Below are 23,495 nucleotides of genomic sequence, written 5' to 3'. Positions count from 1 at the left end.
CATGATCGCAATGAAAGACCTGATCGCATTTGACCGTGACACCCAAGCACTGGGTCAGATCGCTGGCCGTTTGGGCTGGGACCAAGAAACCATGATGCCTCGTGGCTCTGCAGGTCAACGCGCCGAAGAAATGGGTGCAATCCAAACCGTTTTGCATGCACGGCGCACCGACCCTCGGATCGGTGAATGGATCGCATCCGCAAAACCTAAGAATGACGTTGAAAATGCAATTTTGCGCGAAATCACTATCGGTTATGAGAAGGCTTGCAAAATTCCAGCTGATCTCGCGACCGAAATCGCCAAAGTCACCAGTGCAGCTCAGGGCACTTGGGCAGAAGCGCGTGCTGCCGAAGACGTGTCTGCGTTTTTGCCAACCCTGTCGCATGTGGTTGATCTAAAACGCCAAGAAGGCGCTGCATTGGCGGATGGTGGGGACGTATATGACGCCATGCTTGATGATTACGAGCAAGGTGCAACTGGCGTCGAAATCGCCACGATGTTCGATGCGTTGCGTCCACGCTTGGTTGATCTTCGGGCCGCTGTCTTGGCCGCAAATCCTGCGCCTAGCTTGGACCATACATTTGACGAGGCCGGCCAACTTGCCGTGTCGACCAAATTGGCCGAGGTGTTCGGATACGACCTGAACAAAGGCCGTATCGACAAGGCTGTGCATCCATTTTCCAGCGGATCAGGTCATGATGTCCGGATCACCACACGTACGAGTGCTGGTGACCCATTCAATTGTTTTTACTCAACAATTCACGAAGTTGGGCATGCCTGTTACGAACAGGGAATTGACGATGCCTATGCTTTGACGGCACTGGGCCAAGGTGTCTCAATGGGCGTCCATGAAAGCCAGAGCCGGATTTACGAGAATCAAATGGGTCGAAGCCGCGCGTTTACGGGGTTCCTTTTCGGTCACATGCGCGACCAGTTTGGTGACTTTGGAATTGCTGAAGAGGATGCGTTTTATCGCTGCGTGAACAGCGTCTCAAACGGCTACATCCGAACTGAGGCCGACGAGATACAATATAATCTGCACGTCATGTTGCGCTTTGATCTAGAGCGTCAACTTATGTCGGGCGATTTAGATGTCCAACACCTCGAAGAGGCATGGAACACACGCTTTGCTGCCGATTTTGGCTATGCTGTTGATCGTCCATCCAACGGTGTGTTGCAGGATGTGCATTGGTCCCTGGGTCTGTTCGGATACTTCCCGACGTATAGCCTTGGTAATGTCTACGCTGGATGCCTCTACGAGGCGCTGCGCGAGGCGGTTCCTTCGCTGGACGATGATTTGGCCCGCGGCGATGCTCAGGCGGCAACAACATGGTTGCGTGAAAACCTCCAGCAATTCGGCAGCCTGCGTAGCCCGCGTGACACGATTATGCATGCGACGGGCAAGGCTCCGAGCGAAGCACCACTTCTGGGCTATCTCGACGCCAAATTCACCGATCTATACAGGCTATAATCACTGCTCCCAGTTGGGATCACGTTTTTCCAAAAATGCGTCGATGCCTTCGCGGGTGTCGGCGTCCAGCATGTTTTCAACCATGACATCGCCGGTAAACGCATAGGCGTCTGATGTGCTGCGCTCGAGCTGTTCGTAGAACGCGCGTTTGCCGTGCCTGACGGCAGTTCCGAGTTTGGATGCGATTTTGGTGGCGAGCGCCCGGGTTTCGACAACAAGAGCGTCGTCCGGCACCGCGTGATTGATGAGCCCAAGCCGCTTGGCCTCGTCCGCTTCGATAAATTCGCCCGTTGTCAACATCTCAAAGGCGCGTTTTCGGCCGATATTCCGGCTAAGAGCGACCATCGGGGTCGAGCAAAACAGCCCAATGTTGACGCCATTGACGCCAAACCGCGTGCCTGTGGCGGCCACGGCTAAATCGCAGGTCGCAACCAACTGGCACCCAGCGGCGGTAGCGATCCCGTGGGCCTGTGCGATGACGGGTTGGGGCAGGGACTGGATCCCCTTCATCATCGACGCACAGCGATCAAAGAGGTCCTTAAATGCAGCGGCACCACCATCAGGGGCCTGTCTCGCGGCAGTCATTTCCTTGAGGTCATGACCCGCACAAAACGCTTTGCCCGCACCGGACAAAATCACCACCCGAATACTGCGATCTGTCGCCAATGTATCAATTTGGTCCTGTAGTGCGGCCAACATCGCATCCGAAAGGGCGTTCAGGCGCTCGGGTGCATTTAGGGTCAAATGTGCGATGCCGTCTGCGTCGCTACGTTCTAGAATTGCCATCTTGATCTCCGTCGTCTCTTGGGCGCAGGTTAGTAGGGCATTGACCAAGAGGGAAGTCATGAACGCAATTATGTCGATTCCAGAAATCACATGCTTTTTGGGCGATACCTTTCCCCAAATCGGAACGGATTTTGTGATTGAGAGTATCGGAGCGGTCGGTGTTTGCGTTCGCTTAAGGGTGCAGGACCGTCATTTGCGACCGGGTGGAACCGTTTCAGGCCCCTCTATGTTCGCCTTGGCTGATGTGGCGATGTACATCGCGGTGCTGTCACGCATTGGCCCACAGGAATTGGCCGTCACGGCAAACTGTGCAATTGATTTTATGCGTAGACCGACGGCAGATGCCGATTTAATTTGCGATGTCAGGCTCTTAAAGGTCGGTCGTGTATTGGCTGTTGGCGATGCTTTGCTGCGATCCGAAGGGCATGACGCTCCAGTCGCGCGGGCCAATTTGACCTATGCTATCCCACCGAAATAACACGAAAAGGGGGCCGATGGATGCACCGGCCCCAGTCTGTTCTGGTGCTTGGGAACTTGGGTTAAGCCTGCCAGAACCAGCGGCGCGCCTCCGTTAAAGCTGCACCATGTTCCAATCCAATGTCTCGCAGTTGGTGGTCGGTCAACGACACAAGAGTCCTGCGCGTTCGGTGACGCAGTTCCCATTTCATGATCACCGAGGCCGCCGCAAACACAACGCGAGAGACAGGCGGAAGCGCGGCCGGTGTCATCATTTGTACGTCGAGCGGTGCAAGCATTTGCCGTGCGGGTGTCATTTCGGATCTCCAGTTTTGTATTGATACAATATAGCGTGATTGCTATAATAAATTGATACAAAGACTCACTGCGCCTTGTCCAAGGAAACGTTGTAATGAATACAATTTGGCTGCCCGACCTTACCGACGTAACGATTCCCAAATACCAAGCTGTCACAGCCGCGATCAGAACCGCCGTGGTCTCTGGCGATTTGAAAGCTGGGGAAAAGCTGCCGCCGGTACGAGAAATTGCGTACCAACTCGGGATCACACCTGGAACTGTGGCGCGGGCATACACGCGTCTGGTGGACGACGGTGTCCTTGCGGCCCAAGTGGGTCGCGGAACATTCGTTGCGGGTGAAACGAAAGATGAGCTACCACTGGACGTGCCATTGATGACGCACATCCCCCTTGGGATGGCTGACTTTAGGGGGTGTCAGGTGCCTGATGTTGGGCAGGGCCAGATTATCAGTCAGATACTCCAGAAAATCGCCAAGCGGTCGATGACTGGCTACATTCATTACCCAACACCCGAAACAGATCGCCCCACACGCCAAGCTGTTTGTGATTGGGTCGGCGCAGATCACGTGGGGCCGCTGATGGCAGATGACATTGTGCTGGGCAATGGCGCGCAAAACACCGTTATGATGGCGCTGCAATCCATATTGCATGGCCCGAACCCTGTCATCTTGACCGAAGAGCTCGCATATCCCGGCGTGCGCCATGCCGCACGACTGCTGCGCGCACGGCTCGTTGGCCTAGAAATGGATGACGACGGTATTCGGCCAGAAGCTTTAGAACGAGCCCTTCGCGAACACGGGGGGCAGGTCCTGTTGACCTCGGCTGAGGTACACAGCCCAACAACCATGCAAACAAGCCATGCACGCAAGGTCAAAATTGCAAGTATCGCAAAATCCCATCGGCTTCAGATTATTGAAGATGATTGTCATAGCACCGCACGCACCGAAATACCTGCCTACCGTGAGATGTGCCCTGAACTCGCATGGTATGTCGGGTCATTGACCAAAGCAGTGAGCGGCGCTTTGCGTTTCGGGTTCGCTGTGTGTCCACGCGATACAGCGCACAAGGCGCGACAAGTGGCGCAGTCGTCGTTCTACGGCGTTGCGCGACCAGTCTTGGATATCGCAACAGAACTCATGGTTTCGGGGCAGGCGGCTCATATTCGCGGAATGGTTTGCGAGGAAATGGAGCGTCACATCAAGTTGGCCGTCAACGTTTTGGGCCAATGGGATATCAAATGGCGCCCCGATGCGCCCTTTATCTGGTTGAAACTTCCTGTCGGTTGGCGGGCATCTCGTTTTGCGATTGCGTGTGAACGACAGCGGATAAATGTAAAGCCAGCCGACGAATTTGCGATGCCGGATGGTGTGGCACCCCATGCCGTGCGCTTGGCAATCAATTCACATCTCGGGATCCCTGCGTTATTGGCCTGTCTCGAAACAATGAATCGCATGTTGGCCCACCCAGAGACCGATATTGACGCTTAAAGCGTGCCTAGGTGTGGGGTATTCCAATACCTAATTTGTAAGTCATTGTTTTAGATGGATAAAACACGTACAAAGGTCGTTGACGCAGCGAATACGACCTATATAACCCGCCCATCGAACAACCGGCGCGATGATCGCGTCACATCCCAAGGGTGAACCCGATGAAAACTTTTTCTGCAACTCCAGCAGACATCGACAAGAAATGGATCCTGATCGACGCCGAAGGCGTGGTTCTGGGTCGTCTCGCGTCGATCATTGCCATGCGTCTGCGTGGCAAGCACAAGGCAACATTCACGCCGCACATGGACATGGGCGACAACGTGATTGTTATCAATGCTGACAAAATCCAGCTGACTGGCAACAAGCGTGACAAGCCGAACTATTGGCACACCGGCCACCCAGGTGGCATCAAGTCGCGCACAACAGGTCAGATCCTCGATGGCGCACACCCAGAGCGTGTTGTCATGCAAGCGGTCAAGCGCATGCTGCCAGGCAACCGCCTGTCGCGCGTTCAGATGACGAACTTGCGCGTTTATGCAGGCACTGATCACGGCCATGAGGCCCAGAACCCCGAAGTTCTCGACGTCAAGGCGATGAACTCCAAGAACACACGGAGCTGAGCACATGACTGATCAAGTAAACTCTCTCGAAGAGCTGGGCACAGTCGCCGAAGGCGTTGCCGCCCCCGTTGAAACTGCAGTGGTCATCGACCGCGAGCCAGTTCGTGACGAATTGGGCCGTGCATATGCAACTGGCAAACGTAAAGACGCGGTTGCTCGTGTTTGGATCAAGCCAGGTTCCGGCAAAGTTGTCGTGAACGGCAAAGAGCAGAACGTCTATTTTGCGCGTCCTGTTTTGCAGATGATCCTGCGCCAGCCATTCACAGTATCCGGCACCGAAGACCAGTTCGACGTTATGGCGACTGTCAAAGGTGGCGGCCTGTCCGGTCAAGCGGGTGCTGTTAAGCACGGTATCTCCAAAGCACTTCAGCTTTATGATCCCTCGCTGCGTGGCGCACTTAAGGCAGCCGGCTTCCTCACACGCGACAGCCGCGTTGTTGAGCGTAAGAAATACGGTAAGGCCAAGGCGCGTAAGAGCTTCCAGTTCTCCAAGCGTTAAACCGAGCTATATATTTGGAAGAGGCCGTCCCAAGTGGGCGGCCTTTTTCGTTGCACATAACTTTTTGGGCCGGATCTTAGAAAGATCGTTGACGTTTTCCCTAAGACGTTTCTTGATAGGGCATGGCGTTTGGACGGTACAAGAACAGTGAGGCAGCACGCGGGCTAACGCTCGTCAGCCCCCCATTTTTTTACGCAATAACGCTGCTTGCCGCGCCGCTCGCCGCCGTTATCATGTTCAGCTTTTGGACACAGGACTTTCTGACGCTCGACCGGACACCGACGCTCGAAAACTACCGCACGATCATGACGGAACCGCTCTATGGAACGCTCTTGTTGCGATCATTATACATCGCCTCGGCCGTTATGGCTGTGACGGTCGCGTTGGCCTTTCCAATCGCATATTTCGTCTCGTTTCATGTACCCGCGCACCGCAAATCGTTGTGGCTGTTCCTGATTACCATTCCATTTTGGACCAGCTACCTGATCCGCGTCTTTTTGTGGAAGGTGATCCTAGGCTACAACGGCGTATTGAATTCCAGCTTGCTGGGCACAGGCCTGATCGGAGAGCCGCTTACGTTTATTCTCTACAATCCGAACGCGGTTGTGTTGACTCTGGCCCATGCCTTTGCGCCGTTTGCCATTTTGCCGATCTTTGTCTCGCTAGAGAAGATCGACCGCTCGTTGCTAGAAGCCGCTCGTGATTTGGGTGAAAGCCGCGCGCAAACTTTCTTTAGTATCACGCTGCCGCTGGCCATGCCGGGGATCCTAGCCGCGATGGTGATCGTGTTGATCCCGACGATTGGTGACTATGTGACGCCGCGGCTGGTCGGGGGGCCAAATGGCCTGATGATCGCAAACCTGATACAGACATTGTTCCTTAAACTGAACAATGCGCCGCTTGGTGCGGCTTTGGCAATCGTTGCGATGATCAGTGTTGCGACATGGTGTATAACATTCATTGTGATTGCCAAGATATTGATGTGGTTGACTAATAAGGCGAGGGGGCTCACATGACCTTGCGCATCTATGCGATCGCATATATGATCTTTCTCTACGCACCTGTGTTATTGCTACCTGTCTTTGCGTTCAACGACAGCCCAGTCATTGCCTTCCCGTTGAAAGGGTTCACATGGGGCTGGTTCAACGACCTTGCTGGCATTGGTGCCTTGCATGACGCGGTAAAAAACTCGCTCTGGATTGCTTGCATGTCGGCGATCATCGCAACAGGTCTAGGGATTTGTGCCGCACGCGCCGCGACGCGTTTCGAATTTCCGGCCAAGCGAGGCATTATGGGGCTCATCATGATCCCGCTTGTTTTGCCAGAGATCATCGTGGCCGTATCGCTGTTGGTCGTTCTCGTTCAAATCCTAAACCTGCCGTTGTCCAACTGGACGATCATTGCGGCCCATGTTCTGATCTGTATGCCATTTAGCATCGCCATCTTGAACGGTGCGTTCTCAAACCTCGACAACAGCCTAGAAGAAGCGGCATTGGATTTGGGTGAAAGCCGGTTTGCGGCCTTCCGACTGGTGACGTTGCCACTGGTGATGCCGGGCATCATTTCATCACTTCTGATCTCCTTCACGATCAGCTTGGACGAATTCATCATCGCGTTTTTCTTGTCAGGGTCCGAGCCGACAATGCCAGTCTACATTTGGGGCCTTTTGCGGTTCCCACAGCGGCTACCGGCGGTGATGGCCTTAGGCACTATTCTGGTCATTCTTTCGATCGTTTTGCTGGTGATCGCTGAATATTTCCGCCGGCGCGGGCTGAAACGCGCTGGCCTCAAAGATACGGGTGGCTTTCTATGACCGCGCTGATTTCCCTGACGGGCATCAATAAATACTATGGCGACTATCACGCCCTGCGCGATGTCGATCTCGAGATTGCCGAGGGTGAATTTTTCTCGCTGTTGGGTCCGTCAGGATGTGGCAAGACGACCTTGCTTCGTACGATTGCAGGGTTCGAGGATGTGACAGACGGTGTCGTCTTGATCGACGGCGCTGACATGGCTGGGGTCGCTGCAAACCTACGCCCCACAAACATGGTGTTCCAATCCTATGCGATCTTTCCACATTTGACCGTGGCGCAGAACGTCGGCTTTGGCCTGCGCAAATCAGGCATGTCACGTTCGGACAAAGCACAAGCCGTCCAAGACGCGCTAGAGATGGTAGGCCTGGGCGGTTTTGGGGCAAGAGCGGCACATGCACTGTCTGGCGGGCAACGCCAGCGGGTCGCGTTGGCGCGCGCTTTGATCCTTAAGCCTAAGGTGTTGTTATTAGACGAACCCTTGTCGGCGTTGGACAAAAAGCTGCGCGAGCAGATGCAAACTGAACTGCGCCGCCTGCAGCGACAAGTCGGGATTACCTTTATTCTCGTAACTCATGATCAAGAAGAAGCGTTGATCATGTCAGATCGCGTCGCAGTCATGTTTGAAGGTAGGATCGCACAACTTGCCGACCCACAAACATTGTACCGCCGACCACTAACACGACAGGTTGGCGACTTCATCGGTGTAATGAACTTTCTTCCCGCTCAGTTCAAACCCGTTGGTGATCTAATAACTGCAGACATTGCGGGGCTCGGGCAGGCCGAGCTTGCGTCCGAGCAATGCCCTGCCGGACCAGTTACAGGGGGCGGTGCGGTTGGCATTCGGCCCGAAATCCTGTCGATCCTTTTTCAGGGCGAAACGACATCACAACGTGAAACGGTCGGTCAGGTGATTGAGCGCGCGTATTATGGCGACATGACCTATTATGACGTTCGGTTGGACGACGTGGATGCCCCCGTCACAATTTCGATGAAAAACCTCATCGATCGTCCGGTTCTGGAACGGGATGATCGTGCGCGTGTCTCGTGGGATCCAAGGGCGTTGGTTGGGTTTTCCGACTAGTTCGTGTCACTGGGGATCAACCCCAGACCGCGTAAATACACGCCGATCCCTGTCTCTAACAGGTCTTCGGGTGGAAACGGGCTCTTGGTTCCGGGACTGCCACGCGCGAAAAGCTCTACAACACCGTGGCTCATGGCCCAAATATGAGCTGAGAACATCTGTGGGGGCGGGCGGCGGTCTTCTGGAATGTGCTGGCTCAGCTCTGTCGCAGCTTTCTCCAACACGCCCATTGCGCGCGTGGCAACGGCGTTCAGTTCCGGTGTGCGTTGGATCGAGATCCCGCTTTCGAACATAGCCACGTAGTGTCCGGGATATTTGCGGGCAAAGGCCAAATAGGCGCGTCCTGTGGCCTCGAACGCGGCCATCGCCGAAGGCTGCCCCTTGCCGTAAGCATAGTCCATCAGATCTGCAAAAATCTCATACCCCTGACGGGCGGCCTCGGCGATCAGGTCTTCGCGTCCCTGAAAGTGACGGTATACAGCCGCTGGCGTCACACCCGCACGTTTCGCAGCCTCAGAAAGAGTAAAACCTGTTGGACCCTTTTCCTCGATCAACACCAGTGCGGAATCGACCAAAGCCGTCCGCAAATTGCCATGGTGATAGCCGCGTTTAGGCACCTGATGCGTCCGCCCACAGATCAGGACCACCAACGACCTTTGGATCTGGCGCGCTGACGATCTTGCCCTTTCTGGCATAGTCGATCTGGCTCAAGACAGCTTGGATCGCGCCGACACGTGCACGCCGTTTGTCATCCGAGCGCACAACGGTCCATGGGGCGGCGTCGGTGTGACTGCGTGCCAACGTCTCACCGATTGCTTGACTGTATGGATCCCAACGAGAAAGCCCTTTGACGTCGATGCCGCTGAGCTTCCACTGTTTCAATGGATCTTTTTCGCGGTCCCTAAAGCGGCGTAGCTGCTCAGCCCGACCAACGTTCAGCCAAATCTTGAACAGTTGCACGCCGTCTTCGACTAGCATCTGCTCGAACGGGTTTACTTGTTTGAAAAACAGCTCGCGTTCTTGCGGCTCACAAAAGCCGAACACATGTTCAACAACGCCGCGGTTGTACCAGCTTCGATCAAAGAATGTGATTTCACCCTCGGCAGGCAGTTCTTTGATGTAGCGTTGAAAATACCATTCACCCCGTTCACGATCTGTCGGTTTGGACAGGGCCACGACGCGTGCTGAGCGCGCGCTTAGGTTTTCGCGAAAGCGTTTGATCGTGCCACCTTTGCCAGCGGCGTCACGCCCTTCAAACACAATAGCAATGCGCGCACCGCTCTCTTTGACCCATGCTTGTAGCCGAACCAACTCGATCTGTAGCGCGGCCAAGGTGTCTTCGTATTCGCCTTTGTACCAACGGCTGTCATACGGATAATCAGGATTTAGAATGCGATTTTTCTTCGCGCTTTTGATCTGATCACGGACCCATTCTGGGGCTTCGTTGTCGTAGAACGCGCTGATGGCACCATCAAAAGGCAGGTCCATATGATCCAATCCTTGTTATATTTTGAAGCAGTATGGGGGTTTGATACCGCCCACGCAATCACCGGCGTGCAAACGCGCGATCAATAGCCGCGATCGTCGTTTGTGGATCCGCATGATGTGGCATGTGACCGACACCTTGCATAACAGTGAGATTGGCCGACGGGATGATTTTGACCAACCGTTCACTGTGGATGTCGATCGGCACAGTTGTGTCATCGGTGCCGTGCAAAATTTCGATCGGTAACGTCAATTCGGGATACCGTTTGGACAGCTCAACCACGTGAGGCCGCAAATAGGCAACCTGCCTCGTATTCGCTCGAAACGTATCTGGCCGCAGTGTCAGCCGTGCGCCGATATGTTCGGTGTAGCCCTCTGGTACGGGCTGCGGTTTAAACGTCGCAGTAATGCGGTCGGTCACAACACTCTCTGGTACAAATGCAGATAGAAACGGGACGGTAACAGCGCCACCAAAGGCGCTAGCGTTGACGGTATAATAGGCGCCCAATCCCCCCGGCCAAGGCAGGGCAACACCGGCAAGCGATACCACTGCACTGGCGGATGAGGGTGACGGGTCATCCATGTCCAACACGGCCCACGCATATCCCACGATACCACCAAAACTGTGACCTACAACAATTGGCGCTTCCAGCCCGAGAGCGGCCGACGCACTGCGCAACAGCTGTGCTTGTTGCAAGGGTGTTTCGGCAACTGTTGCGGTTGGGTGGGTGTCAATTCCTGGCGCACGACCGGTGTAGCCCAAACCAGGGCGATCAAAAGCGGTCACACGGTATCTACCTGTCAGCCGGTCCATCAGGTCGAATGTGAATTCTCGTAGATTGCCACCAGCGCCGTGGATCAAGACGAGATCGGGACCCGTCCCTTTGGTCAGGTAGTGGACCTGAGTGCCATCAACATCGACAAATTCGCCAATCGGGGGATAGTCATCTTCGGCACGATCTGTGCGAAACCTCGCACACCCAGACGTCAACAATGCCGCTGCTCCAAGAGCTGCGCTGCCGTATCCCAAAAATCTAAGCACCGATCTGCGTGATGTCATAAGGCGTCGTCTGATAAATCTCGTTTAACCAGTTACCATATAGGAGGTGCGCGTGGCTTCTCCACCGGTTCTGGGGTTTTAACGTTGGGTCATCATTCGGATAATAGTTGCTGGGAACATTGATGGACGTCCCAGCGTCGACATCGCGATCATACTCTTCTTTGAGTGTGCTGCTGTCATATTCAAAGTGGTTAAAGATATAGAGCGCACGGTGATCTGGATCTTCGACCAGAGCAGGGCCCGCCAATGGCGAGTTGATGAGCGTCTTCAAACCCTGTGCTGCTTCAATCTCGTTTTGGCGCATTTCTGTCCATCGGCTGACTGGGATGACGCAATCGTCAGAAAACCCGCGCAAAAATGGCGAAGCCGGAGCGAGATTATCATGCCGGAAACAGCCGAATACTTTGGCGTCTAGGATGTGTTTCTTCACGTCGTGAAAATAGTTGATCATGGCCATGCCACCCCAACAAACGCCAAACGTCGAATGCACATTCGTTTGAGTCCACTCAAAGACTTCGCACAACTCTTCCCAATAAGTCACTTCTTGGAATGGCAGATGTTCGATCGGGGCGCCCGTGATGATCAGACCATCAAACTTTTGGTCCTTCACCTCGGCAAAGCTCTTGTAGAACGCATCCATATGTTCGGCCGACGTATTTTTCGTCTGATGTTCCGACATGCGGACCAAGGTCAGCTCGATTTGCAGAGGCGTGGCACCGATCAGACGCGCAAACTGGGTCTCTGTTTGGATCTTTTTAGGCATCAGGTTCAAGAGTGCGATCCGCAAAGGCCGGATATCCTGACGGGATGCTTCGCGATCAGCCATAACCATGACACCCTCACGGTCAAGGATATCAAAAGCAGGCAATGAGGATGGTAATTTAATCGGCATAGATCAGCGTCCTTGGACTTGAGACAGGGTAGATAGAGGTCTCAGCCTCGCATCTCAAGAGTCGAGGCTATCAGCGCCTCAAAGGCACCTGCCGATTTAACTTGCGCTATATCGTGCGCCTGAACCGCCACGCCCCATTGCGCGATCTCACGATAGAGCGGTGCGCGATGCGCGAGCGCACGGCTATAGGTCCAACGAACAAAATCATCAGGATTAACGTCGCCTTCGGACACCTTGTTATTGTTGAGATATTCAGCCCACGCAGCTTCGAGGAATTCAGGCTGATAATACATCGGCTTGGGCGCCAGATCAAAACGTCTGGCAAGCTCGGCTGCATGTGCATCGGACCCTTCGATCCACACGATCAAAAGATCGTTGGAAAGCGTGTTCAAGACCTCGTCGTTCTTGTTCGACGGGTCAACGACTTCGCAAATGGATCCACCTGTATCGCAAACGAAATGATCATACCCGTAGATCGCCTGAGCACGGTCCATGAAATGAGGGGTGTCTAACAGCGCGCTGATTTCTGCGGCCCGATGTTGGTCCTGACGGCGTCTATATTCGTCGATCGACAGACCGCCCAATTCAGGATCACCCGGTTTGCCCAAGTACGCCGAAAGCGGTGCCAGATTTTCAAATGTGATGTTCGACGCGATGTAGATGCTATCACTCATTAGCATTTCGCGCAGGAACGGAACCTTCATCGCTTCGTGCTTGGCGTTGTCAGCGATCAGTTCGCCCATGTACCGCGTGCCAATCCGGTAGTCGACGCTGTAGTGGAACCAGTCCCCTTGGGCGCGCAGCATGTTGGACACATGTGTCTTTCCAAGGCCGGACATCCCCAACAAGAGGACACGTTTGTGGCGGCTTTTACGCCAATCATCTGCGGATTTATAGCTCATAGTCTGTTGCTAACGGGCAAAACGGTTCCGTTCTAGAGGAATCTTTTGATCAACCGTCCATCAAGGATAATCAAACCCATTCCGATCAACGCAAAACCGCCATACGCGCGCAGCGGAAGCTCTTCGCCAAGCACAACAGTGCCAAGAACAATCGCCACTGGCGCGATCAACAATGTGCAGAGCATAAGGTTTGCAGCACCGGCCATGTCTAGGACGCGGTAGAACAGCAAATAAGCACCAGCAGTGGCCACGACGGCATAAAAGGCGATTGCGGCCCATGTGGTCGGGCTTAGCGCGAGGGTCAGTGGCCCTTCGACGGTCCACGCAAGAGGTAGGGCAATCACGCTTGAGGCTGTGAGCATACCGCAAGCGGCCATAACAGGTGGAACACCTGCCAACATCTTGCGCGCCCAGACGCCTGCGAATGCATAGGAAATTGTCGAGGCGATCACTGCGAGCTGCCCCATCGAGCGCAAGTCAAACGACGCCAAAGCGCCAAACCCGATTGCCGTAATGACACCCGCAAACCCAAAGGCGACGCCGATTGCCTTGCGGCGGGTCAACCGTTCGTCAGCTAGGAAAATAGCAGCGACCAGAACACCAAACACCGCCGTACCAGCGTTCAAAATCGAGGTCAGGCCGCTTTCGATATAGAGCTGCCCCCAAGCCTGTAGTGAAAACGGGATGACATTGTTCAAGAGCCCCATTCCAACAAAGCCGATCCAAACCTTTGGCGACTGCGGTATCTGCACACGACCAACCAAGACGACAACCCAAAGCAAAAGGGCGGCCCAAGCCACGCGGTTAGCAACTGCCGTCAGCGGCCCAATCTCATCAAGAGCAATTCGGACTGACAGAAATATCCCGCCCCAAATCAAAGAGAGTAGGAGCAGTTCAGCCCATGCTTGGGTCGACATCTGTTTTTGAGTGTTCATGAAGGACGCTTAGCGCGGTTCCCCAGCAGTAGCGACCCGAAACCTGCGCAACATAAAACCCCGCCACAAAGGACGGGGTTTTCAGGCCTATTTATAATGGTTTAGAAGTTGTAGCCAACCTTGAAACCAACACCAACGACCGAGTTGTCTGCAAACTCAAAGCCGGCTCTCGTTGTCGCATCACCAACTCTTACAAAACGCACACCGCCCGAAAGCTCGACGCCGGTGTCCATTGTGTAGGCTGCGCCAATGGACAGGCTTGTGAAACCATCGGTCGGACCGAGGTTGCCAGTCAGCTCCCCAGTTGATTTCTCGTGACCAATGGACGCGGAAACCGCCAACTGCTCGGACAAGCGACGACCAACATCAATGTTATAAGTGATCACGTCGTCTGTGTAGGCAACCAGATCACCTTCATCACTATCGGTCAATGTTACGCCGTCCCAAGCAACATAACGGATGGAACCGAACAAGAGTGTGTCCGCCGCGATACCCGTTTGAAAATCAAGATTGATGCTTTCTGGCAAGTTTGCACTGAAATCGCCATTGCTCCCATCCAATTCGAAATCCATTGCGCTTGAATAGGTTACGGCAACCCACAGAGCGATGTCTGGAATTTCATACGCCGCACCCAAAACGTAGCCCGCGGCAGAACCGCTTGAGTAAACGGATTCGTAAGCGCCACCGGCCGTAGAGTATTCACCATTCGCACTAACAACGCGGGCACCACCGTGGATGCTGAAGTTATCGTTCAGTTTGTAGCGGGCAAGGGCAGTAATACCAGTCGATTCAACCAACCGTCGCGCCAGCTCCAGCAGCTGGAAATTCTGTGTATTCGACATTTGCGCCGTATGGTTGATCAATGATCAGGCCAAGCGGGAGCTGATCGTTAATGTCAGTTTTTACCGCGAAGCCGAGGCTGGTGTAATCTGGCGCGATATTGCCAAGATCAAACAAACCAACTTCACCGGACACCTCAGGCATAACCATGCCAAAGCTGAACTCAGCGTAGTCGCCGTCTTCGAAGATCGCTGTGATGCTCTGACCCGAGCGGTCGATGCCACCAGCATGAGCAATTGATGTGGTGAGCAAAAGCGCTGCACCTGTTGTCAAAAAGCGTGTCATTCCATATCCCTGTCACGTGAGTGGTCAATTCTTGTGCACTCAGCCGATGAAGAGTATAAGTTTTCAGGCAATTAATGACGCGACGTCAGAAAAATCTTGGACAGTCCAGCGTCACAGAATTGTCACGCACGTTTTGCGGCCGACCAGACGTTCAGATAGTTGGCCAGAAAGATCAAAATAGCACCTAACATCACTGCCCATTCTAGAGGCTCTGAATAGACCAGCAGCCCGATGATCGCGATAACGGGCAGCCGTGCAAAGTCGATCGGCATGACAACAGTTGCAGGCGCGAGCCCCAATGCCTTGGTAAGGCAAAAGTGGGCCGTCAGACCTGCACAGCCAATCAACAGGATCCACGGCAATGTGGCGGCGGTGGGTAGAGCGATGTCCCCATCATAGCCTGCACAGATCAGGCCAAAGACAGCTTGCATCACTGTAAGCCACAGCATGATGCATGTTATGCTCTGATCCCGGGTCAGCTTTCTGGTCAGGACAGCCGTCAGAGCAAAGAACACCGCGGCAAGGGCTGCAGCCCCAATGCCCCAGCTCAGTGTATCTGGATTGGGGCGGGTCACGACCAAAATACCAACAAAGCCAATGGCACCCGCCAGAATGTTTTGCCATGTAAGTCGTTCGGACAACAGCAATGGCGTAAAGACCATCACCCACAGCGGTCCAGTGAACTCGAGGGCAAAGACTTGGGCCAACGGGACGACAATGATTGCAAAGAACCACAGGTTTTGACCGATGAAATGCGCAAGGTTGCGAATAAAGTGCATCTGCAACCGGTCCTGTCGGACTTGTTTCAGAGTGCCTGCATAGGCGCCAATACATAGGACGATCACGATACCGGTCAGGCTGCGAAACAGCATGATCTCGAATGTATCAAGCTCGAAGCTCACGGCCCGACCAGCAACAGCCATCGATGTAAAGGCAAGGATCGCACCCAACATCCATAGAGCCGCTGCAAAGACCGGGTTCATTCAGCCAGAGTACAGCAACCGGTCAGAACCAGAGGTGTCTCGCCGCGTTGTGTCAAAAGGGTGATTTCAAATGGGTAGGATGTCACAAAGTGGCTCGAACAGAGGCGTTGGGTGACCAAGGAGATTGCCGTCTGTCTATTGCCCACGAGTGTTTGCACGATAGGCCATGGGCTATTCTCTGGGCGTGTTTCTTGTGCGACTTGCAACTCGAACACGTCTCCCAGAGTTAGCTGAGCCGCGGGGCCCACTATGGTCAACGTCCAGTTTCCCTCGCGCCCTTCACAGGCCAAGGGCGGCAAATCTTGCGCGGCAGCAGCTTGGACACCGCAGGCGAAGACGAGGGCGGATAGAAATTTCATAAGCATGGTTTACGAAAGAAATGAACGTATTGCCATGCCAACAGGCAAAGAGATTAGACCGAGAAAAAAATTAGGCCCGCCATAAAAGCGAACCAGACAAGAAAAAGAAGCGTCGCAGGATTTTGGTGCAAGAGCTTTGGTTGATAGCGATTGTTGCACCGCGTTCCCAAAAAACGCATCCGGTGCCCGCAAGCCGAACACTTAAATAGGCGCAATGTCATATTTAATGCCGAGGCTAGAAATGAATATCGGAAATCAATGAACAATCGTTAACAGGCAGTTCTATGCAAGCGCTCTCTGTTTCAGTCAATGTTTCGGAGGTATTTTCAACCCAGGCAGGAATTACTCCCACTCAATCGTCCCTGGAGGTTTAGAGGTGATGTCATAGGTCACTCTGTTAATGCCAGGGACTTCGTTGATGATTCTGGTTGCTGTTTCACCCAGAAATTCATGGCTGAACGGGTAGTAGTCCGCTGTCATGCCGTCCACCGACGTCACCGCGCGCAACGCACAGGCAAAATCGTATGTGCGGCCATCGCCCATCACGCCCACGGTCCTAACAGGCAAGATCGCAACAAAGGCCTGCCAGATTTCATCATAGAGACCATGTTTACGGATTTGGTCGATGTAGACCGCATCAGCTTCTCGCAGAATATCCAGCTTTTGGCGCGTAATCTCGCCCGGACAACGGATCGCAAGACCCGGACCAGGGAAGGGGTGCCGTCCAATAAAGGAGGCAGGCAGGCCCAGCTCTCGGCCCAACGCGCGCACCTCGTCTTTGAACAACTCACGCAGCGGCTCGACCAGCTTCAGACCCATCTTTTCAGGCAGGCCACCCACATTGTGGTGCGATTTGATCGTGGCGGACGGGCCACCGCTGAACGAGACACTCTCAATCACGTCTGGATACAACGTGCCTTGGGCCAGAAATTCAGCACCGTCAATTTCGTTGGCGTATTTTTGAAAAACATCAATGAAGAGCTTGCCGATGATTTTACGTTTGGTTTCTGGATCTGATTGTCCGTCCAACTCACCAAGGAACAAATCCTGCTCGTCAGCGTGGATGAGCTTCATGTTATAGTTGTCGCGGAACATTGTAACGACTTCGTCCGCTTCACCCTTGCGCAGCAAACCGTGATCCACGAAGACACAGGTCAACTGATCGCCAATCGCCTCGTGCAGCAGAACTGCGGCGACAGAACTGTCCACACCACCAGACAAACCACAAATAACTTGTTTGTTGCCAACCTGTTCGCGGATCGCATCAATGGCCTGTTCACGGTAGGCACCCATCGTCCAATCGCCAGTCAGACCGGCCAATTTGATAAAATTCTCGTAGAGTGCCGCACCGTTAGGGGTGTGGTGTACTTCGGGGTGGAACTGTACCGCATAGAAATTGCGCGACGTATCAGCTGTGATAGCAAAAGGCGCATTGGGCGATGTTCCGTAGACCTCGAACCCCGGCGCGATCGCAGCCACGTGATCGCCGTGGCTCATCCAGACTTGTTCTTTGTCCTCGAGGAACCACCCTTTGAGTAGGTCGACCTGATCATCCGTCGGCGTCACAAAGGCGCGACCAAATTCAGCTGTTCCATGCCCACGCTCAACCTTACCGCCCAAACATTCCATCATAACCTGTTGGCCATAACAGATGCCAAGGATCGGAACGCCTAAATCAAAGACAGATTCTGGCGGGCGAGGCGAACCTTCGTCGATCACAGAGGCGGGGCCACCCGAAAAAATAACCGCTTTGGGTGCGAAATCAGCCAGAAAGGCATCGGTCACATTTTGAAACGGGTGAATTTCGCAATAGACGTTCAATTCGCGCAAACGACGCGCAATGAGCTGCGTCACTTGGCTGCCAAAATCAATGATGAGAAGGCGTTCGAGAGAGGGCATATCCATGCGTCATCCTCCTAGTGGCAATAGATAGGGCTCGCAAGGGGGGTCCGAATAGGCATGACGGAAAATACGCTCTACAAGGGGCTTTTCGCGCTTCTTTGCGGCATATGTCGCATTTGCGTCCAGAATGGCGCAAACCACGCGCGGTGGTTTCGTGGCTTCGGTATGAAAATGAAACAGACTTTCATTCTTGGGGACTTGGGATATGGCCGAAGCAGGAACACGTCGCAGAGTACGCGGAGGCGGCGGTGCCGCACGTCGCGCAGAACGCACAGCCGTTAGCGTAGACACAGCCAAGTATATTGAACGCAATATCCCGCTGACCGAATATCTGTCGGACGAAGCGTTGGACATTATCGAGGCCAACGCCGACATCGTCCTAGAAGAAATCGGCGTGAACTTTATCGATTGCCCCGAAGCGCTAGAGCGCTGGCGTGCGGCTGGTGCGACGATTGACGGCGAACGGGTTCGCATCCCCAAGGGTCTGGCGCGCAAATTGTGCGAGACTGCACCTCGCAAATTTGTCCAGCATGCCCGTAATCCAGAGCGTAACGTCGAGATCGGTGGCAACACAATGGTTGCGGCACCTGTCTACGGCCCTCCGTTTGTTCGGGATGTCGAAGGTGGCCGTCGCTACGCCACGATGGCTGATTTTGAAAAATTCGTGAAACTTGGGTACATGTCCAAGTGGTTGCACCATTCCGGCGGAACAGTGTGCGAGCCGACAGATGTACCCGTGAACAAGCGTCACCTCGACATGTTGCTGGCGCATATGACGCTTTCTGACAAACCGTTCATGGGGTCAGTGACAGAACCAAGCCGCGCCCAAGACAGCGTCGAGATGTGCGAAATTCTTTTTGGCAAAGAGTTTGTCCAAGAGAACACTGTTATGACCTCGCTCATCAACATCAATTCGCCTCTGACGTTTGACAGCATTATGATGGGTGCTCTCGAGGTTTACGCCAAAAACAACCAAGCCTGTATCGTGTCGCCGTTTATAGTAGGCGGGGCAATGGCGCCGGTCTCTGTCATCGGAACACTGACCCAAGTTCTGGCAGAAGTTCTGGCAGGGATCGCTTATAGTCAGCTGATCCGCCCAGGTGCGCCGGTCATTATGGGCACGTTCGTGTCCTCCATCGACATGAACTCGGGCGCGCCGACATTCGGTACGCCCGAAGCGACACAGATCCTCTACGGGGCAGGACAACTCGCCCGCCGCTTGGGTCTTCCGTTCCGTTCTGGTGGGGGCCTGTGCGGCTCGAAACTGCCTGATGCGCAGGCGGCATACGAGTCCGCAAATACATTGAATGCGGCCCTCATGGGCGGTGTGAACTTTATGCTGCACTCTTGCGGTTGGCTCGAAGGTGGACTGGTCGCGTCATTCGAGAAATTTGTTCTCGATGCTGACCAACTGGGCACATTGCACTCTATCGCCAAAGGCGTCGAACACGACGTGAATGGTCAGGCCATGGACGCCATCCGCGAGGTCGGCCCGTCGGGCCACTATCTTGGATGCGACCACACCCAACGCAACTTTAAGGATGCATTCTGGCGGTCCGACGTCTTTGACTACAAACCGTTCGAGACGTGGGACGAAGAGGGCGCGCTTGACAGTCAGTCGCTCGCCTCGGCGCGGGTCAAATTCCAATTGGACAACTACCGTCAACCGACGCTCGACCCTGCAATCGAACAGGCGCTGCGTGACTATGTCGAGGCAAAGAAAGCATCGATGCCCGACGCCTTTATCTAGATGCTATAGGGTTTCAGGCAGGCGCGGTCGCTAGACGCTGGTTACAGCGCGCAGTAATCGCGCCTCACCCATGATTGCGATCAGAATATCGACATGGCGTGCGGTGGAATAGCCCGCTTCATTGGCCTTTCGCAGATCATTTAGCCGTTCTTCAAGATCCATGAGGCGCATCAAAGCGTCGCCAGACACCGGCAAATGGTGTACCCGCAGGATGCGGACCAAATGACGTTCGCGGTCATAATCATCGACGCCAAAACGGGCTGCACGGATCAGCAGCTTGGGGCGTTTGAGCTGTCGAATTACGCTCAGAATATCTTGCATTTCATTTATCCCAGATTGTCAAAACCTTGGATCAAAGTGCCATAGCTGTATGCCCGTTGCGCGGTGGCAGAACCCTGAGAACGGCCCCTCTCAACAACGTTTACGAATTTGAAACAAACTTTCCGGTCCCTCGTACCGCTAACTAATAGGTAACAATTCCAATTTTAAGTTGTGTGCATGATTCTGTGGATAACTATGCCGTGGGGACAGCAGTTCACGGAACCAGAAGGGACAAAGGCAATGACACACGCGACGGGTTCGCGCGGTATCTATGGGCTACCCGATTGGGTGCCCATGGCCGAACAACATTATCTGTTCCATACAGAGACAGGTTTCTCGATACGTGCACCAGCACGCATCGCAAACTGTCACGCTTCCACAATCTTGCGTCAGGTCCGCCGCTATGAGCAGCGCCGTGATGATCCGTTGATTGACGATGCCCTGCGCAAGCTGGACGCGGAGCATTTAGATCGTACGCGTATCGAAACACGAAGGGATGGAACACCGATGACAATCGAATTTAAGGCTGCCGAGTTAAAGACTGGACACAACAAATCACAGAAACCTTGCCCCGATATTATTGATAGACGAACGCTTGGACCACGACATGCTGCGTGTCCTCAAAAGGCTTTTGGAGACGGGCGCTGTTTTGGCCGTCGCCAGAGAAATGGACAAAGCTGTGGTGGTTCGGGATGGCCGATCGGGCCAGAGCACCCGAACCGCAATTGTCGATCGTGTGGTCGCCGAGACGCTCGCCCTGAAGGACTGGATCACCTGTCGGACGTTGGATGATCCAAACGCGCGCATATCGCGAGATAATATCACGTCTCAGGGGCGTGCAGCACTGAAAAAATTGATCAATAAAGACCGTGAAACAAACGGAATGGCCGAAGCGCCAGCAGTTTTTGACGGAAAGCCGGTTGGTCTGGTGTCATCACCTACGACAAAATCTGAGACCCGCCGGATGCGCTATAATCTTGGGGAGAGCCCACTGACTGGATTGTCTCGTCGTCGTGAAAAAGACGGCAGACCGTTCTTGCGCGACGAATTGGTGACAGCGGGCGAAAGGCTGCGCGAGGACTTTGAGCTTGCCCAAATGGGTAAGAATCAACCCGGCGACTGGGATCAATATCTGGTCGCGAGTGACGCGGACCGGATTGAGCCCGAACTAGGGGCTGCAGGCGCCCGCAATCGCGTTCGATTGGCGCTGGCGGACTTGGGGCCGGGGTTAGGCGACGTAATCCTACGCTGCTGTTGTTTTCTAGAATGGTTAGAAACCGCCGAACGCGAACTGGGATGGTCAGCTCGGTCTGGAAAAATTGTCCTTCGTATCGCTTTGGAACGTCTTAGACGCCATTTCGAGGAACGTTACGGCAAGCACGGACCACTAATCGGATGATATGATGCTGATGCATGGCGGGCATTTCTAGACTTTTGGGGAAGGGCGGCTTACCTATAGCCAAACACCCAAGAGGAGCCCGTCCATGGCGACCCGTGATCTGAAAATTCCAAGCCAGCGTCACCCCGAAAAGGCCAAGCGTCCGGATACTGTCCAGCCACGCAAGCCTGATTGGATTCGTGTAAAGGCACCGACTTCGGATGGGTACAAGCAGACCCGCGACATCATGCGCGAGAACAAGCTTGTCACCGTATGCGAAGAAGCCGGTTGTCCGAACGTCGGCGAATGCTGGTCGCAGGGTCACGCAACCATGATGATCATGGGCGAAGTCTGTACCCGTGCCTGTACGTTCTGCAACATCGCAACAGGTAAGCCGCCAGAATCATTGGATGTGTTCGAGCCAGGTCGTGTGGCCGATGCGGTCAAAAAGCTGGGACTGAACCACGTTGTGATTACGTCCGTTGACCGAGACGACGTCGAGGATGGCGGTGCGGAACACTTTGCCCAGACAATCCGCGCAGTGCGGCGCCAATCACCGACCACGACGATCGAAATTCTCACACCAGACTTTATCAAGTGCGCACCAGAAGCGCTCGAGGTGGTGGTGGCCGCCAAACCCGATGTCTTTAACCACAATCTTGAAACGGTGCCTGGCCTTTATCCAGAAGTGCGCCCTGGTGCGAGATACTTCCATTCATTGCGGCTGTTGCAACGTGTCAAAGAGCTTGATTCATCGATGTTCACCAAATCCGGCATCATGGTTGGCTTGGGCGAAGATCGTCAAGCTGTGATCCAAGTCATGGACGACATGCGCGCGGCGGATATCGATTTCCTAACAATCGGTCAGTACCTTCAACCAACACCAAAACACCACGTGCTCGACCGTTTTGTGACGCCTGACGAATTTGCCGCCTATGAAAAGGCGGCGTTCGGCAAAGGGTTCTTGATGGTTTCGGCAACACCACTGACCCGCTCGTCATACCATGCTGGAGACGATTTCGCCCGTTTGCGCGAGGCCCGTTTGAAAAAACTTGGTCAGGCTTAAAAGGTTTTGATCCGAGGGCCGCGTGGCTCGACCGACAGCGCGTCGGGCCAACCGATATAGCGTTCGATCACAAAGATGATCGCGCAAGCAATGATGATACCGACAATAAGTTTCAGCCGCCACATCGCCGGTGGATGTCGGGCCCATTTTGATATGCGCAGGAGATGGATGGGGTTAAACACCGCAATCAGCCATCTTCGTCGGTAAACCGGACTTTTCCGATATAGGGCAAGTTGCGATTGCGTTGGGCAAAATCGATGCCGTAGCCAACCACGAATTCGTCAGGAATTTCAAAACCAGTCCATGACGCACGATAATCAACTTCGCGGCGTGCCGGTTTGTCGAGCAACGCGATAGATTTCAAACACGCGGGGTGTTTCGTTTCCAAGTAGTCGTGGACATGTGCCAACGTGTGACCAGTGTCGATGATATCTTCGACCACCAGAACATCACGACCTTCAATGGCGCCGCGTAAGTCTTTGAAAATGCGGACTTCTCTACTGCTCTCCATGCCATCACCATAGGATGAAGCCTCTAGGAAATCGACCTCAACGGGTAAATCCAATTCGCGCACAAGATCTGCGATGAATACAAAGCTTCCTCGTAAGAGCCCAACAACGACGAGCTTGTCAGTGCCTTGAAACTCTTGTTCGATCTCGCGGGCGAGGTTTTCAATCTTCGCGGCAATGGACTTGGCCGAGATCATTTGGTCGATGATATAGGGACGGTGCGGCATGAGAACTCACTTGATTTTGCGGCCCCACTCTACGACATCTACACCGACTGTCACGACCAAAGGCACCGCT

At 54.1% G+C, this 23,495-nt stretch carries 27 protein-coding genes; 11 read left to right on the top strand and 16 right to left on the bottom strand.

Going from position 1 to position 23,495, the window contains the following annotated elements; translation table 11 throughout:
• The first annotated feature begins 1 nt into the window (after position 1).
• Positions 2-1,471 (top strand): carboxypeptidase M32, encoded by a 1,470-nt coding sequence (locus TR2A62_RS03490; protein WP_009158277.1) that lies wholly within the window; start codon positions 2-4, stop codon positions 1,469-1,471.
• Here TR2A62_RS03490 and TR2A62_RS03485 read toward each other — a convergent pair whose 3' ends face one another.
• Positions 1,472-2,317 (bottom strand): enoyl-CoA hydratase, encoded by an 846-nt coding sequence (locus tag TR2A62_RS03485; protein ID WP_255346151.1) that lies wholly within the window; start codon positions 2,315-2,317, stop codon positions 1,472-1,474.
• Between TR2A62_RS03485 and TR2A62_RS03480 the strand changes: the two genes are divergently transcribed.
• The gene (locus TR2A62_RS03480) at positions 2,316-2,735 is read left to right on the top strand and encodes a PaaI family thioesterase (protein WP_009159476.1); all 420 of its coding nucleotides are present in this window, start codon (positions 2,316-2,318) and stop codon (positions 2,733-2,735) included. The two genes, TR2A62_RS03485 and TR2A62_RS03480, sit on opposite strands and share 2 nt — an antisense overlap.
• A 61-nt stretch (positions 2,736-2,796) precedes the next feature.
• On the opposite strand, the gene TR2A62_RS03475 is transcribed toward TR2A62_RS03480, so the two are convergent.
• Positions 2,797-3,030, bottom strand: coding sequence for a DUF1127 domain-containing protein (locus TR2A62_RS03475; RefSeq protein WP_009160503.1), 234 nt, complete (start codon positions 3,028-3,030; stop codon positions 2,797-2,799).
• Between the two features lie 95 nt (positions 3,031-3,125).
• On the opposite strand from TR2A62_RS03475, the gene TR2A62_RS03470 reads away from it, so the two are divergent.
• From TR2A62_RS03470 to TR2A62_RS03445, 6 genes are all read left to right on the top strand, one after another.
• Entirely contained in the window at positions 3,126-4,517 is a 1,392-nt protein-coding gene (locus tag TR2A62_RS03470) for a PLP-dependent aminotransferase family protein (protein WP_009157570.1), read from the top strand.
• 161 nt (positions 4,518-4,678) lie between these two features.
• The gene (gene rplM, locus TR2A62_RS03465) at positions 4,679-5,137 is read left to right on the top strand and encodes a 50S ribosomal protein L13 (protein ID WP_009158858.1); all 459 of its coding nucleotides are present in this window, start codon (positions 4,679-4,681) and stop codon (positions 5,135-5,137) included.
• 4 nt (positions 5,138-5,141) lie between these two features.
• Positions 5,142-5,636 carry a 30S ribosomal protein S9 gene (gene rpsI / locus TR2A62_RS03460; protein ID WP_009159087.1) on the top strand — a complete coding sequence of 165 codons (495 nt, stop codon included), beginning with the start codon at positions 5,142-5,144 and terminating at the stop codon, positions 5,634-5,636.
• A gap of 122 nt (positions 5,637-5,758) precedes the next feature.
• The gene (locus tag TR2A62_RS03455) at positions 5,759-6,652 is read left to right on the top strand and encodes an ABC transporter permease (RefSeq protein WP_009159884.1); all 894 of its coding nucleotides are present in this window, start codon (positions 5,759-5,761) and stop codon (positions 6,650-6,652) included.
• Positions 6,649-7,449 (top strand): ABC transporter permease, encoded by an 801-nt coding sequence (locus TR2A62_RS03450; RefSeq protein ID WP_009159283.1) that lies wholly within the window; start codon positions 6,649-6,651, stop codon positions 7,447-7,449. The genes TR2A62_RS03455 and TR2A62_RS03450 overlap by 4 nt, the downstream gene beginning before the upstream one ends.
• Positions 7,446-8,531: an ABC transporter ATP-binding protein gene (locus TR2A62_RS03445; RefSeq protein ID WP_009158248.1), complete on the top strand. Its 1,086-nt coding sequence runs from the start codon at positions 7,446-7,448 to the stop codon at positions 8,529-8,531. Before TR2A62_RS03450 ends, TR2A62_RS03445 begins: the two co-directional genes overlap by 4 nt.
• On the opposite strand, the gene TR2A62_RS03440 is transcribed toward TR2A62_RS03445, so the two are convergent.
• From TR2A62_RS03440 to guaA, 11 genes are all read right to left on the bottom strand, one after another.
• A complete protein-coding gene (locus TR2A62_RS03440) occupies positions 8,528-9,148 on the bottom strand; it encodes a TetR/AcrR family transcriptional regulator (protein WP_040821079.1) in 621 nt (206 codons plus the stop codon). The two genes, TR2A62_RS03445 and TR2A62_RS03440, sit on opposite strands and share 4 nt — an antisense overlap.
• Positions 9,141-10,019 carry a polyphosphate kinase 2 gene (gene ppk2 / locus TR2A62_RS03435; protein ID WP_009158341.1) on the bottom strand — a complete coding sequence of 293 codons (879 nt, stop codon included), beginning with the start codon at positions 10,017-10,019 and terminating at the stop codon, positions 9,141-9,143. The genes TR2A62_RS03440 and ppk2 overlap by 8 nt, the downstream gene beginning before the upstream one ends.
• Positions 10,020-10,077: 58 nt before the next feature.
• A complete protein-coding gene (locus TR2A62_RS03430) occupies positions 10,078-11,076 on the bottom strand; it encodes an alpha/beta fold hydrolase (protein WP_040820133.1) in 999 nt (332 codons plus the stop codon).
• Positions 11,051-11,968: a homoserine O-succinyltransferase gene (gene metA, locus TR2A62_RS03425; RefSeq protein WP_009157806.1), complete on the bottom strand. Its 918-nt coding sequence runs from the start codon at positions 11,966-11,968 to the stop codon at positions 11,051-11,053. Before metA ends, TR2A62_RS03430 begins: the two co-directional genes overlap by 26 nt.
• Before the next feature lie 41 nt (positions 11,969-12,009).
• Positions 12,010-12,870 carry a hypothetical protein gene (locus tag TR2A62_RS03420; RefSeq protein ID WP_009159533.1) on the bottom strand — a complete coding sequence of 287 codons (861 nt, stop codon included), beginning with the start codon at positions 12,868-12,870 and terminating at the stop codon, positions 12,010-12,012.
• Positions 12,871-12,902: 32 nt separating this feature from the next.
• On the bottom strand, positions 12,903-13,805 hold the full coding sequence (locus tag TR2A62_RS03415; protein ID WP_009160370.1) for a DMT family transporter: 903 nt from the start codon (positions 13,803-13,805) through the stop codon (positions 12,903-12,905).
• A gap of 101 nt (positions 13,806-13,906) precedes the next feature.
• Positions 13,907-14,647 (bottom strand): transporter, encoded by a 741-nt coding sequence (locus TR2A62_RS03410; RefSeq protein WP_223296064.1) that lies wholly within the window; start codon positions 14,645-14,647, stop codon positions 13,907-13,909.
• Complete coding sequence (locus TR2A62_RS18975) at positions 14,595-14,930, bottom strand: membrane protein involved in aromatic hydrocarbon degradation (RefSeq protein WP_009158215.1); 336 nt, start codon at positions 14,928-14,930, stop codon at positions 14,595-14,597. Before TR2A62_RS18975 ends, TR2A62_RS03410 begins: the two co-directional genes overlap by 53 nt.
• A gap of 122 nt (positions 14,931-15,052) precedes the next feature.
• Positions 15,053-15,913: a DMT family transporter gene (locus tag TR2A62_RS03405; protein WP_009160763.1), complete on the bottom strand. Its 861-nt coding sequence runs from the start codon at positions 15,911-15,913 to the stop codon at positions 15,053-15,055.
• Positions 15,910-16,272 (bottom strand): hypothetical protein, encoded by a 363-nt coding sequence (locus TR2A62_RS03400; RefSeq protein WP_040820131.1) that lies wholly within the window; start codon positions 16,270-16,272, stop codon positions 15,910-15,912. Before TR2A62_RS03400 ends, TR2A62_RS03405 begins: the two co-directional genes overlap by 4 nt.
• A 342-nt stretch (positions 16,273-16,614) precedes the next feature.
• Positions 16,615-18,177, bottom strand: a complete 1,563-nt coding sequence (gene guaA, locus TR2A62_RS03395) for a glutamine-hydrolyzing GMP synthase (protein WP_009160676.1) — start codon at positions 18,175-18,177, stop codon at positions 16,615-16,617.
• Positions 18,178-18,379: 202 nt separating this feature from the next.
• On the opposite strand from guaA, the gene TR2A62_RS03390 reads away from it, so the two are divergent.
• Positions 18,380-19,924, top strand: a complete 1,545-nt coding sequence (locus TR2A62_RS03390) for a trimethylamine methyltransferase family protein (RefSeq protein WP_009160185.1) — start codon at positions 18,380-18,382, stop codon at positions 19,922-19,924.
• Positions 19,925-19,954: 30 nt separating this feature from the next.
• Here TR2A62_RS03390 and TR2A62_RS03385 read toward each other — a convergent pair whose 3' ends face one another.
• Positions 19,955-20,245 carry a DUF6477 family protein gene (locus TR2A62_RS03385; RefSeq protein ID WP_009157559.1) on the bottom strand — a complete coding sequence of 97 codons (291 nt, stop codon included), beginning with the start codon at positions 20,243-20,245 and terminating at the stop codon, positions 19,955-19,957.
• Positions 20,246-20,852: 607 nt separating this feature from the next.
• Between TR2A62_RS03385 and TR2A62_RS03380 the strand changes: the two genes are divergently transcribed.
• Positions 20,853-21,644 carry a DUF6456 domain-containing protein gene (locus tag TR2A62_RS03380; protein WP_009160648.1) on the top strand — a complete coding sequence of 264 codons (792 nt, stop codon included), beginning with the start codon at positions 20,853-20,855 and terminating at the stop codon, positions 21,642-21,644.
• Positions 21,645-21,729: 85 nt separating this feature from the next.
• Positions 21,730-22,689, top strand: a complete 960-nt coding sequence (lipA, locus tag TR2A62_RS03375) for a lipoyl synthase (protein WP_009157808.1) — start codon at positions 21,730-21,732, stop codon at positions 22,687-22,689.
• On the opposite strand, the gene TR2A62_RS19325 is transcribed toward lipA, so the two are convergent.
• Positions 22,686-22,814, bottom strand: coding sequence for a hypothetical protein (locus TR2A62_RS19325; RefSeq protein ID WP_009158072.1), 129 nt, complete (start codon positions 22,812-22,814; stop codon positions 22,686-22,688). The two genes, lipA and TR2A62_RS19325, sit on opposite strands and share 4 nt — an antisense overlap.
• 62 nt (positions 22,815-22,876) lie before the next feature.
• A complete protein-coding gene (gene hpt, locus TR2A62_RS03365) occupies positions 22,877-23,425 on the bottom strand; it encodes a hypoxanthine phosphoribosyltransferase (protein ID WP_009158831.1) in 549 nt (182 codons plus the stop codon).
• Positions 23,426-23,495 lie beyond the last annotated feature (70 nt).

Source organism: Thalassobium sp. R2A62 (assembly GCF_000161835.1).
In the GTDB taxonomy this organism is placed as follows: domain Bacteria; phylum Pseudomonadota; class Alphaproteobacteria; order Rhodobacterales; family Rhodobacteraceae; genus Thalassobium.
This window is presented reverse-complemented; position numbering and strand designations above follow the sequence as displayed.